At 72.3% G+C, this 12,168-nt stretch carries 9 protein-coding genes; 5 read left to right on the forward strand and 4 right to left on the reverse strand.

From position 1 onward, the window contains the following. Positions 1 to 131: 131 nt before the first annotated feature. Complete coding sequence (locus tag ACZ4WS_RS22150; protein WP_467982808.1) at positions 132 to 509, reverse strand: DUF3499 domain-containing protein; 378 nt, start codon at positions 507 to 509, stop codon at positions 132 to 134. A gap of 352 nt (positions 510 to 861) precedes the next feature. Here ACZ4WS_RS22150 and ACZ4WS_RS22155 point away from each other — a divergent pair, with 352 nt between their 5' ends. Then, on the forward strand, positions 862 to 1,311 hold the full coding sequence (locus tag ACZ4WS_RS22155; protein WP_467983177.1) for a metallopeptidase family protein: 450 nt from the start codon (positions 862 to 864) through the stop codon (positions 1,309 to 1,311). A 166-nt stretch (positions 1,312 to 1,477) separates the two neighbouring features. Here ACZ4WS_RS22155 and ACZ4WS_RS22160 read toward each other — a convergent pair whose 3' ends face one another. The 3 genes from ACZ4WS_RS22160 to ACZ4WS_RS22170 all read right to left on the reverse strand — a co-directional run bounded on the left by ACZ4WS_RS22160 (position 1,478) and on the right by ACZ4WS_RS22170 (position 7,188). After that, complete coding sequence (locus ACZ4WS_RS22160) at positions 1,478 to 2,974, reverse strand: DUF5719 family protein (protein WP_467982810.1); 1,497 nt, start codon at positions 2,972 to 2,974, stop codon at positions 1,478 to 1,480. Then, complete coding sequence (locus ACZ4WS_RS22165; RefSeq protein WP_467982811.1) at positions 2,971 to 6,717, reverse strand: glycosyltransferase family 2 protein; 3,747 nt, start codon at positions 6,715 to 6,717, stop codon at positions 2,971 to 2,973. Before ACZ4WS_RS22165 ends, ACZ4WS_RS22160 begins: the two co-directional genes overlap by 4 nt. 207 nt (positions 6,718 to 6,924) lie before the next feature. Further along, positions 6,925 to 7,188 (reverse strand): WhiB family transcriptional regulator, encoded by a 264-nt coding sequence (locus tag ACZ4WS_RS22170; RefSeq protein WP_003975777.1) that lies wholly within the window; start codon positions 7,186 to 7,188, stop codon positions 6,925 to 6,927. Between the two features lie 684 nt (positions 7,189 to 7,872). Here ACZ4WS_RS22170 and ACZ4WS_RS22175 point away from each other — a divergent pair. The 4 genes from ACZ4WS_RS22175 (at position 7,873) to ACZ4WS_RS22190 (ending at position 12,019) form a co-directional block, all read left to right on the forward strand. Continuing rightward, positions 7,873 to 8,364 carry a cysteine dioxygenase gene (locus ACZ4WS_RS22175; RefSeq protein WP_467982813.1) on the forward strand — a complete coding sequence of 164 codons (492 nt, stop codon included), beginning with the start codon at positions 7,873 to 7,875 and terminating at the stop codon, positions 8,362 to 8,364. 93 nt (positions 8,365 to 8,457) lie between these two features. Further along, entirely contained in the window at positions 8,458 to 9,417 is a 960-nt protein-coding gene (gene cofD / locus ACZ4WS_RS22180) for a 2-phospho-L-lactate transferase (RefSeq protein WP_467982815.1), read from the forward strand. Between the two features lie 5 nt (positions 9,418 to 9,422). Further along, complete coding sequence (locus ACZ4WS_RS22185; protein WP_467983178.1) at positions 9,423 to 10,757, forward strand: coenzyme F420-0:L-glutamate ligase; 1,335 nt, start codon at positions 9,423 to 9,425, stop codon at positions 10,755 to 10,757. Between the two features lie 248 nt (positions 10,758 to 11,005). Beyond that, the gene (locus tag ACZ4WS_RS22190) at positions 11,006 to 12,019 is read left to right on the forward strand and encodes a DNA-3-methyladenine glycosylase family protein (protein ID WP_467982817.1); all 1,014 of its coding nucleotides are present in this window, start codon (positions 11,006 to 11,008) and stop codon (positions 12,017 to 12,019) included. Positions 12,020 to 12,168: the final 149 nt, after the last annotated feature.

A 12,168-nucleotide genomic window follows, 5' to 3' on the forward strand; every position in this document is an offset into this window, starting at 1 on the left:
CACAACAACTCCACGTCAATGGGCGTGCACCACTCAGTGAAATCGATGCACAGGAAACCCACGTTCGGGGAAGCAGGGAAACCCGCGTCCGGGGAAGCAGGAGGCTCGCGCCAAGAGGCGGTGAAGGACGCTCAGTTGTCCGGCGAGCGCAGCACCCGCAGATGGCCGCGGCGCGCGACCTCCATCGGGTCCGCCGAGCGCGCGCCGCCGCCGCCGGCCTCCGCGGCGCGCTGCTGGGGCCGGGCCGCCTCGCGCACGGCGTTGGCAAGCGCTTCCAGATCGTCGCCGCTGGGGCGGGAGGGACCCGAGGAGTCGGCGAGCCGGACGACCTCCCAGCCGCGCGGCGCGGTGAGGCGCTCGGAGTGCTGGGCGCACAGGTCGTAGCAGTGGGGTTCGGCGTAGGTGGCGAGCGGGCCGAGGACCGCGGTCGAGTCGGCGTAGACGTACGTCAGCGTCGCGACGGCCGGACGGCCGCAAGCGGTTCGCGAACAGCGACGTACAGGGCTCACGACGTTGGACGGTACCGCACTCTTGAGCGGGCCGCGACGACTCTCCCCCAGGTCACCCCACCGTGTCGTGCTGTGAGACGGCCCACACGGGCCTCCGAGCACGCCACCCTGACCTGGGGCGATATCCCGTGACGAGATGCCGAACAGACCTGAATCCGGTCACCACTTGGTGCAAACCACGTCAATTGCCATGTGAGCGGCGGTCTTGGAGGGATACGGATTCGATCCCAACCTTGGCTGGAATGGTCATCAAGCGACAACTCGAATGATCAACGACCTTGGTGCCGCCGGTCTGCGGCAGCAGCGTGGGGGCAGGGCACACGGACCTCACGGGGACTACGCTTCGTCAGTGATGGACAACCCCGTACCGCCCCGCGCCGCCGCACCCGGGCCCCGCCGTCGTGACCGCCATGGCAGGGGCATGCGCGGCCCCGTCGCGCCGCCCCAGGTGCCACTCTCCGCGAGCCGCGCCGAGGTGTTCGCGGACCTGGTGCAGGACTCCGTGGAGCGGCTCGAGCGGCGCTGGCCGCAGCTCGCCGACATCGACTTCCTCGTCCTCGAGGTGCCCCGCCTGGACAGCCCGGGCGAGGGCTGGAGCGACGAGGCGGTGCCCCTGGGCGGCACGATCCCCGCCCGCGAGGGCCGCCCCGCGCGCGTGGTCGTCTACCGCCGCCCGGTCGAGATCCGCACCAAGGGCCGCGACGAGCGCGCCGCCCTGGTGCACGAGGTGGTCGTGGAACAGGTCGCGGAGCTGCTGGGGCTGACACCGGAGACGGTGGATCCTCGGTACGGCGAGGACTGACGGCCGCCCGCACGGGACACTCGGACACGCGGAAGTCGCGGAACGCGGACGTCGCAGAACGCGGGCACGCGGATGTGCGGGAGGCGGGCGTGCGGGAAACGGCACGCGCGCGTATGAGGCGAATAACCCCGCACGCGCGCGTGGAGCCCGCTTTCCGAAACGGGCCCTACTTCTGCAGCACCGAAAGATCCTGCTCCGCGTCCGGTACGGCCACCGTCCCGCGGTCGTCCGGGAGGGTCTGGACCGTGAAGCCCGGGACGCCTTCTTGGGTGACGGCGAGCATCCGGGAGGCGTAGACCGGCCCCCCGGAGACCGGCTCCACCGTCAGCGCGTACGTGCCCTTGAGGCCGCTCGGGACCGGTGCCGCGACGTTCTGCGTCGTCCCGCCCTTGATCGTGAACGTCTTCGTCACCGCTGTACCGCCCTCGCTGCCCGCGGACGCGGTGACCTTGACCTGAGCGCTCCGGCCGGGGGCGGAGAGGGCGAGTGTGGAGCCCTTGGAGCTGTTCTCGGCGACCGTCGCGCGCGTGCCGACCGGGCTGGTGGCGGGGATGAACGCGGTCTCCTGATTGTCGCCCTTGCCGCGCACGACCCGCAGGGCGGCGACGACCGGCACCGATGTGCCGGTGGGCGTGAGCACCAGGGAGCCCGCTTCGCCGCGCGTGACGTCGCCGAGGTCGACGGCGGCGGTCATGCCGGACTTCACGTGCAGCGTCTCGTTCCCCGCGGGAGTGATCAGCCCCGAGGGCGAGGCGAGGCGCACCTTCAGGTCGGCGTCGGTGTCACCGGGCACGAAGGCGACCAGGCGCACGGACGTGGCGTCCTTCGGGATGCCCGGCAGCACGAGGCTGCCCGCAGGGTCGGTGGAGGCCGCCAGCCAGTCGCCGCCGAGCTTGTCGTCCAGGGCCTGCACGGCGGCCGCGACCCGGCCGCTGCGGACGTTCACGTGCACCGTGAGGTTGGTCTGCGCATCGTCGGTGAGCGTGTTCAGCAGGATCGGCTCGCTGGCGTGGGGCTGGACCGTGATGCCCTCGCCCACCGTGGCCTTGAGGGTGCCGTCCTTGCCGTACAGCTCGATGTCGACGACGGCGGCGGAGTCGTCGGGGTTCGTCAGGTGCACGTAGTCGGTGCGGTCGCCTGCGGTGCTGGCGCCCGGGAACCAGAACTCGGTGTCCGGAGCGGTGCAGTTGGTGCCGAGCAGACCGCGCCCTGTGCCCGCGGCGACGTCGGTGGTCTCCTGGACGGTCCAGCCGGGCGCGAACCTGCCCTCGGCGGTGCCGACGAGGGCGGGCGCCTCGGCGCCCGAGCTGTCGCCGGTGGCCGGCTTGCCGGGCTCCTTGGGTTCCAGGACGGGCTTGTCGGCCTTCTTGCCACCCTTTTTGCTCGTGCTGCCGTCCGCCGACTCCTGGGTCGCGGCCTGGAGTTCGGCCTTGCCGCTGTCGCTGGTGCCCTTCGAAACGGGCGTGAAGGACGTGTACGCGGTCTCGGCGAGGTCGGAGGTGCTGGGTTGCGGGCAGAGCAGGCTGGTGCGCTCGACGGGCAGCTGTGCGGCCGCCTTGGCGGCGTTGTCGCCGGAGGCGGCCGGCGTGCTGAGGGCGGCGAATCCGGTGACGGCGGCGAGCGCGGTCGCGCCGGCGATCAGGGACAGGGTGGTGCGGTTCACTGCTGGCTCCCGTCGGGGCGCTCACTGTCGGTGCCGTGCGGCGGCTGCGGCGGCATCGGGGGCTGCGCGGGGTCGTACGCCGGGTCGTAGCCCTGGCCGGTCACGTCGTAGCCCTGACCGGTCGCGTCGTAGCCCTGACCGGTCGCGTCGTAGCCCTGCTGGTACGTCTGTGTCTGGTCGTACGCCGTCGTGCCCCCGTAGGCGTACGGGTCGTACTGGCCGCCCTGGTAGGGGTCCGCCTGGTACGGCTGCTCGTACGTGCCCGCCGGGTACTGCTGGCCCTGGTACTGCTCGCCGCCGTAGGTGCCGTACTCGGCGCCCGCGTAGCTCGGTGTGTCCCACTCGCCGTACGCCTGCTGGTGCGGGACCGCGGCGGGCGCGACCGGGACCTCCTCCTCCGGAGGAGGAAGGGCGTCGGATTCCTGACCGGCCTGCTCGGCCTCCGCCTCGGCCTCCGCCTGGGCGCGCAGGCGGCGGGCGCGGCGGCCCTCGCCCGTGACGTCCTGGGCGGGGACGGCCTGCTCCTCGGGGAGGTCGTCGTCGACGTCCCGGCGCCGCCCGGGCAGGGCGAGCACCACGAGGACGACGGCGAGCGCGCCCTGCGCCAACAGCCAGGCGGTGTGGCCCACCGGAGCGTCGAAGGTGACGTCCAACTTGCCGCCGGTGGTGGGCAGTTCGAAGCCCTGCGCCCAGCCGTCGACCGTGGTGCGGGTGAGCGGCTTTCCGTCCAGGGTCGCCGTCCAGCCCGCGTCGGCCGTGTCGGCGAGGCGCAGGACGCGGCCCGCGGCGCCGGAGGGGATGGTGGTGTGCAGCTCGACGGGTCCGGCGGCGATGGACTGCGACTCGCCGGACTTGGGGACGATCGCCGCGCGCGAGACCTGCTGGTCCACCCGCCACAGGGCGCTGCCGTCCTGCTGGCTGAGCCGGGTCAGGCCCGGGGTGGCGTCCAGGACGCGGCTCACCTCGCGGGGCGCGCCCTTGTGGACGAGTACGTAGCGGACGGCGAAGCCGCCGAGCTGGTTGGCCTGGTCGGCGCCGGAGCCCGCCACGAGGTTGGCGACGACCTTGTCGAGCTTCTTGTTCTCGCCGCCCGCCGCCGCGAGTTCGGCGTCGCCGAGGCGGGCGCCGGAGCCGCGGACGAGGGTGTAGCCGACCTTGGCCGCCGACCGGCTGTCGAGGACGAGGGTGCGGGCCTGGTCGCGGGTGCCGCTCTCCTCGGCGACGAACGCGGGCACCTGCACCGGGTCGCGGCGCTCCACGGGCCCGTCGGCGCCCCGGATCATCCATCCGGCCGCGACGAGCAGGGGGCCCGCCGCGCAGGCGAAGACGATGAGCGCGGCCACCGGCTGGCGCCAGCCGAAGCTCTGCTCGGCCACGCGCGCGCGTGCCCCGTCGCCGCCCATCGCGGCGGCGGCGAGCAGCGCGAGACCGTAGACGAGGGTCGCGGGGCCGGCCCACGTGGAACCGTTCGACAGCACGGCGAAGACGAGTGCCACCAGGGCGACGGCCCATGCCGTCCAGACCCCCGCCTGGCGCTCCGCGCGCAGCAGGCCGGCGAGCGCGGCGAGCACGATGCCGATCAGCATCAGCCCGTTGACCGTTCCGGGGCCGCCGGGGCTGGCGCCGAGCAGGTCGAGCGCGGAGGCAGCGCTGTCGCCGTACTCCAGGCCGGCTTCCTTGAAGAAGCCGAACGGGAGCAGCGTCAGCGACCAGGGGGCGAGGATCAGCAGCGGGGTGCCGAACTGGGCCAGGAAGCGCGGCCCGTAGGCGGTGATCTCCTTGCGGCGCACTACGAGGAGGGCGATTCCGAGGACCAGCGCGATGGGCCACACGATCGGCGTGAACGCCGTGGTGAACGTCAGCAGCAGGGCGTACGCCCAGGTGGCGCGCCAGCTGCCGCGCGCCCCGGAGGAGTGGGCGAGCCCGCTCGCGGCGATGCCCGCGCGCGCGAGAAGCGGCAGCAGGATCGCGAGGACGGCGGTGCCGATGCGGCCGCCGGCGAGCGCGCCGGTGGCGGCGGGCAGGAAGGCGTACGCGACGGACGCCCAGGCGCGCAGCAGGCGCGACTCGACGAGGGGCCGCGAGGCGAAGTACGCGGCGAAGCCGGCCAGCGGTACGGAGGCCACCAGGAGCACGGTGACCGCGAGCCCGGTGGAGCCGAGGAGCAGGGAGGCGAGCAGCGCGACGAGCGCGAGGTAAGGCGGCGCGGACTGGGTGCCGCCCGCGCCCACGGGGTGCCAGCCGTCGAGATAGCGCGACCACAGCTCGGAGGAGTCGGTGGGCGCGGGCAGCAGCGCGCCGCCCGCGAGCGCCCCGCTGCCGAGCAGTTGACGGCAGGCCAGGAGCGAGACGAACAGCAGCACCAGGAAGAGCATCGGGCCGGGGTTGCGGGCGACGCGCTTGAGCCGGGCGAACTGCTCGATCTCCAGGAATTCGGCGTCGTCGCCGCCCGGCCCGGACTCGACCGCACCGCCGTGCCGTCCGGCACCGGCGGCGACCTCGGGGTCGGAGCGGCCCACGAGGCTGCTCGCGACCTGTTCGACGGTGGCCCGGACGGTCGCGCCGGGCGGCGGGAACAGTGCCCGCAGCTCGCCCTTGTCGACCTGCGGGCGACCGCGTCTGCGGCGGCCCGCGATGATCCGCTCGGGGCGCAGCAGCGTCCCCAGGAGGCCGCGGATCTCGTCGACGGCCTGTCCGGGGACCTTGCCGACGAGATACGCGACCGTGCGCAGCAGGGTGCCGAGGACCAGCCGGATCAGGATCCAGGGCAGCTGTGCGGTACGGGCGTTGACGAGGAGGGTGTAGACCGCGCCCGCCTTGTCGACCTTGTGCGGGGACGCGGAGGTGCGGCCCACGCAGTCGACGGTGCGGCGCTCGCGGGAGGCCGCCTCGGCGTGCCGTACGACCGCTTCGGGGGCGACGAGGACGCGGTGGCCTGCGGCCTGGGCGCGCCAGCACAGGTCGACGTCGTCGCGCATCAGGGGCAGCCGTCGGTCGAATCCGCCGAGCTGCTCGAAGACATCGCGCCGGATCAGCATTCCGGCGGTGGACACGGACAGCACGGGGTGGACGTGGTCGTGCTGGCCCTGGTCCTGCTCGCGACGGTCCAGACCCGTCCAGCGGCGGCCGGAGTTGGCGATGGTGACGCCGACTTCGAGGAGCTGGCGGCGGTCGTACCAGCCGCGGAGCTTGGGGCCCACTACGGCGACTTCTCTGCCGAGCTCCCGCTCGTTCTCCACCACCCGCAGCAGCTGGGCCAGGGCGTCCGGCGTGGGGGCGCTGTCGTCGTGCAGCAGCCACAGCCACTGCTCGGGCTCGCCGTGCGGGAGGTCCGGCAGGTCGTACGCGTCGTCGCGCCAGGTGCGGGTGACGGGGTCCCAGCCGCTGGGGCGCTTCAGGTAGGGCAGGTCGTCCGGGGTGAGCACACTGGCGCTGCGGGCGGCTTCCTCGACGGCCTGGCCGAAGCCGGTGCGCCGGGCGAGGTGCAGCACGTGGTCGGCGCCGAGGGCGTCGGTGAGCAGCTGGGCGGAGTCGTCCGCGCTGCCGGTGTCGGCCGCCACCGCGTTCTGCACGGGGCGCTCCTGGCCGAGCAGCCCGGCGAGCGCCTCGGGCAGCCAGCGGGCGCCGTCGTGGGAGACGAGCACCGCGGTCACCACGTGGCGCGGAAACTCGGGCGGGCGGGTCGGGTCAAACGCAACAGTGGCAGCGTCGTGTTGGGCTGCCGTATGGCTGTGCACGGACATCGAGGTACGGGCCCCGGTTCGATGGACTGCGGTGGACGTCTGTGTCCGGCGGGGACAGCGGGACGTCTCGGACGAGGGCCCACACTAACGGCTGGGCAACACAGCGGCCCGCCGCCTGTGGATAACCCACCCGCGACGGGCCGTTCGTTACGTAAGAGTGTGTGCCGTTTGGTCAGTGGCACGCACACACGCGCGTACGACTGTTTTTCAGACGGCTGCCTTCTTCAGGCGGCGTCGCTCACGCTCGGACAGACCGCCCCAGATGCCGAACCGCTCGTCGTTGGCGAGCGCGTATTCGAGGCACTCGGAGCGGACCTCACAGGCGAGGCAGACCTTCTTGGCCTCGCGGGTGGAACCGCCCTTCTCGGGGAAGAAGGACTCGGGGTCGGTCTGGGCGCACAGCGCGCGCTCCTGCCAGCCGAGTTCCTCGTCCGCGTCGTCGACCAGCAGTTGCTGCACCAGCTCGGTCATGTGCGCCCCTCGTCTGTCTTTCGCGTCCCCGTGATGCTGCCGTTACCGATTTCGGCTGAACGACACGAGTGAAATTACAAGTGTGCCGATCCGGGCCAGTCAAGCCGAGATCTGCTATTGGGCCCCTTATTCACTCTGCGGAACCAAGGCTATGCGGAAAGTGTTCAAATCGGCATAAACCCTGACAGCCCTAGAAGCCCAGGCCAGGCCCCCGCCCCCTCACAGGGGAGGACGCCCAGGAGTTCGATCTCGTTCCGACACACGCCCGAAGCGAACCGGATCACATTTGGATCACGGGATCACAGCGAGGTTTGTGCGCCCGGTTGTGCGCCATGTGTCCGGGGGGACTCCTGAACAAACCTTTCGCCTGCCAGATGAACCGGATGAGGTGAAACATTTCCCACATAGCGGACATGAAGTTGACAGTGAAGGTGTGAACCGGTGTCCTTGTGGGCATGCTCGCGAACTTGGCACTCACCTCGACCCGCACCGCCGGGTCCCACGGTGCTGCCCGAGCTCGCTGTAGCTGTTGCTGTCTCAGCTGTTGAGCCATACCGCGCTCCGGCTGCCTCGCCCCACTGAGGCGACTGACCGCCCGTACCAGGGCAACCCCTCCCGTCCTTGACCAGGGCGGAAATGGTCCGCGACACCCCAGCACTCTCCCGCCGAGGAACCACCGCACCCATGAACAGCGACAGCGACCTCCAGATCGCCGGCGACATCCTCGAAGTACCGCACCTGCTCCAGCCGCCGCGCGAGCACCCCGCCACCGTGGCCGAGTTCGTCGGCCTCGCCCGCGCCATCGCCGCCGACCGCTCCCAGTGGGAGCACCTCGTCCAGTACGACGCGACCTCGCGCTGGTACCACCGGCTGCGCACCGGACCCGGCTACGAGGTGTGGCTCCTTTCCTGGGTGCCCGGACAGGGCAGCGGGCTGCACGACCACGGTCCCTCGTCCGGCGTACTGACCGTCCTGGACGGCGCGCTGACCGAGCACACCGACCGCGGCACGCGCGCGTTGGGCAGCGGTTCGCAGCGGGTCTTCGCGCCCGGCTACCTCCACGAGGTCGTCAACGACTCCCTCGAACCGGCCGTGAGCCTGCACGTTTATTACCCGGGTCTCACCGAGATGCCGATGCACGCCGCTCAGTGCGCCCCGGCGGTCGTCACTGCCTGATCAGTGCGCCCCGGCGATCGTCACTGCCCGAGGACGGGCGAGGTCTCGTAACCGCCTGACGCGTTGTCGTACCCGCCTGCAAGACTGAACCCCATGCGCATTGTGGTTCTGGCAGGCGGTATCGGTGGTGCCCGGTTCCTGCGTGGTCTCCAGCGGGCCGTGCCGGCCGCGGACATCACGGTCATCGGCAACACCGGCGACGACATCCACCTCTTCGGGCTGAAGGTCTGCCCGGACCTCGACACGGTGATGTACACGCTCGGCGGCGGTATCAACGAGGAGCAGGGCTGGGGCAGGACCGACGAGACCTTCCACCTCAAGGAGGAGCTCGCGGCGTACGGGGTCGGGCCCGAGTGGTTCGGGCTCGGCGACCGCGACTTCGCGACGCACATCGTGCGGACGCAGATGCTCGGGGCGGGCTATCCGCTCAGCGCCGTCACCGAAGCCCTGTGCGACCGGTGGAAGCCGGGCGTCCGCCTCATCCCCATGTCCGACGACCGCGTCGAGACCCATGTGGCCGTCGAGATCGACGGCGAGCGCAAGGCCATCCACTTCCAGGAGTACTGGGTGCGGCTGCGGGCCTCCGTGCCGGCCGAGGCCATCGTGCCGGTCGGCGCCGAGCAGGCCAAGCCCGCGCCGGGCGTCCTGGAGGCCATCGCGGAAGCGGACGTGATCCTCTTCCCGCCGTCCAACCCCGTCGTGTCCGTCGGCACGATCCTCGCCGTGCCCGGCATCCGGGAGGCCATCGCCGACGCGGGCGTTCCGGTGGTGGGCCTCTCCCCCATCGTCGGCGACGCGCCCGTGCGCGGCATGGCCGACAAGGTGCTGGCGGCGGTGGGCGTCGAGTCCACGGCGGCGGCGGTCGCCGAGCACTACGGCTCGGGGCTGCTCGACGGCTGGCTCGTCGACACGGTGGACGCGTCCGCCGTGGAGCGGGTGGAGGCGGCGGGCATCCGCTGCCGGGCCGTGCCGCTGATGATGTCCGGCCTCGAAGCGACGGCTGAGATGGCGCGGCAGGCGCTGACGCTGGCGGAGGAGGTACGGGCGTCTTGAACAGACTGCTGCCCCCGCAGGAGGGGCTCGCGGACGGCGGGGGTTCGGCGAGCTACCGGGTCTGGGCGCTGACCGGCCTTCCCGAGGTACGCCAGGGCGACGACCTCGCCAAGCTCATCGCCGCGACCGAGCCCGGACTCGTCGACGGGGACGTGCTCCTCGTCACCTCCAAGATCGTGTCCAAGGCCGAGGGACGGATCGTCGAGGCCGTCGACCGAGAGGCCGCCATCGACGCCGAGACCGTACGGATCGTGGCGCGCCGCGGGACCCTGCGGATCGTCGAGAACCGGCAGGGCCTCGTGATGGCCGCCGCCGGGGTCGACGCCTCCAACACCCCCGCCGGGACCGTGCTGTTGCTGCCCGAGGACCCCGACGCGTCGGCGCGTGCGGTCCGGGACGGGCTGCGGGACACGCTCGGTGTGGACGTCGGTGTCGTGATCACCGACACCTTCGGGCGGCCCTGGCGCACCGGGCTCACCGATGTCGCCATCGGGGCCGCGGGCGTACGGGTGCTCGACGATCTGCGCGGCGGCACGGACGCGTACGGCAATCCGCTGAGCGCGACCGTCGTCGCCACCGCCGACGAGCTCGCCGCCGCCGGCGACCTGGTCAAGGGAAAGGCCTCCGGGCTGCCCGTCGCCGTCGTGCGCGGGCTGCCGCACGTGGTGGCCGAGGACGACGGCGAAGGGACGCGGGCGATGGCGCGCGGCGCGCGGGACGACATGTTCCGGCTGGGCACCTCGGAGGCCGTACGGGAGGCGGTGACCCAGCGGCGTACCGTACGGGCCTTCACCGACGAGCCCGTCGACCCCGGTGCCGTACGGCGGGCCGTGGCGGCGGCGGTGACCGCTCCGGCGCCGCATCACACCACCCCGTGGCGGTTCGTGCTTCTCGAGTCCGAGGAGTCCCGGACGCGGCTGCTCGACGCCATGCGGGACGCGTGGATCGCCGATCTGCGGGCGGACGGGAAGAGCGAGGAGTCCATCGCCAAGCGGGTGCGGCGGGGGGACGTGCTGCGCAAGGCGCCGTACCTCGTGGTGCCGTGTCTGGTGATGGACGGTTCCCATACGTACGGCGACGTGCGGCGGGACGGGGCCGAGCGCGAGATGTTCGTGGTCGCCGCAGGGGCGGGAGTACAGAACTTCCTGGTCGCGCTGGCCGGGGAGCGGCTCGGGTCCGCGTGGGTGTCCTCGACGATGTTCTGCCGGGATGTCGTGCGGGAGGTGCTGGGGCTGCCGGAGGGCTGGGATCCGATGGGTGCCGTGGCGGTCGGGCATGCGGCCGAAGAGCCGAAGGCGCGGCCCGAGCGGGACGCGGGGGCGTTCATCGAGGTGCGCTGAGTCGGGGGGCGTCGGGTCGCGGGGCGTCGCGGTGCGCCGGGGCGTGTTCGTCGCGGGGCGCTGAGTCTCGTGCGTTGAGTCTCGATGCGCTGAGACTCGGTGCGCTGAGACTCGGTGCGCTGAGACTCGGTGCGCTGACACTCGATGTGCCGGGTCTCGGGTTCGACGCGGTGTGCCGACTCGTGTGTTCCGGGCGGCCGGAACGCCTACCCTCGTAGGGCACCCCGAGCACCTCTAGGACCTCATCCGTGGCTGGACGTTTCGCTCCTCGGCCGACGCGTACGACTGTGCGCGGCGGGCATGTCGTGGTGCCCGGAGGCGTGTCCCGTGATGTGCCGCGCCCCGCGAGCGCGCCCGGTCGCAGTCGTACGTGGACGCCGTCCGGACCTCTCGATCTCGGGCTCGTGCTCGGGCCGCTGCGGCGTGGGCCGGGTGATCCGACCTTCCGTACGACGCCGGACGGGTCCGTGTGGCGGGCCAGCCTCACTCCAGCCGGGCCCGGGACGCTGCGGGTCGCTCTGCGGGGCGGGGTGGTCCAGGCCGAGGCGTGGGGGCCGGGCGCCGTATGGCTGCTCGATCGGCTCCCGGAGCTGCTCGGGGCGTCGGACGACCCGGACGCCTTCGAACCGCGGCACCGGCTGGTCGCGCTCGCCCGGCACCGGCGGCCGGGGTTGCGGCTGACGCGGACCGGGCTCGTTCTGGAGTCGCTGATTCCGTCCGTGCTGGAGCAGAAGGTCACCACGGACGAGGCATATCGGGCGTGGCGGTTGCTCGTACGGAAGTACGGGGAGCCGGCGCCGGGGCCCGCGCCGGAGCGGATGTACGTCATGCCCGCGCCGCGGACCTGGGCGCTGATCCCCTCCTGGGAGTGGCATCGGGCCGGGGTCGACAACAAACGGGCGTCGACGATTCTGCGGGCCGTGCGGGTTGCCGCGCGGCTTGAGGAGGCGGTGTCGTTCGACCCGGTGCGGGCTCAGGCTCGGCTCGAGCTGGTGTCCGGGGTGGGGCCGTGGACCTCCGCGGAGGTCGTGCAGCGCAGTCACGGGGCGGCGGATTCGGTGACCGTGGGGGACCTGCACCTTCCCGGGATCGTGGGGTACGCGCTGGCGGGGGACCGTGACGCGGACGACTCCGTCATGCTGGAACTGCTCTCGCCCTACGCGGGGCAGCGGCATCGTGCGGCGCGGTTGATTCTGCTGTCGGGGCGGACGCCGCCTCGCCGTATGCCGAAGATGCCTCGGGGGGACATCGGGCGGCTGTGATCGGGCGGCGGTGCGTGGGCTGGGCTCTGGGCGGTTTTCGCCCCCTCCGCCCCTACCCTTCCCGTACTTGGGGCTGCGCCCCCAGACCCCTGCTATCGGCCTGAACGGCCTCGTCCGCAAACGCCGGACGGGCTGAAATCAGCCCGTCC

It is taken from the genome of Streptomyces sp. NPDC029292 (assembly GCF_055569295.1).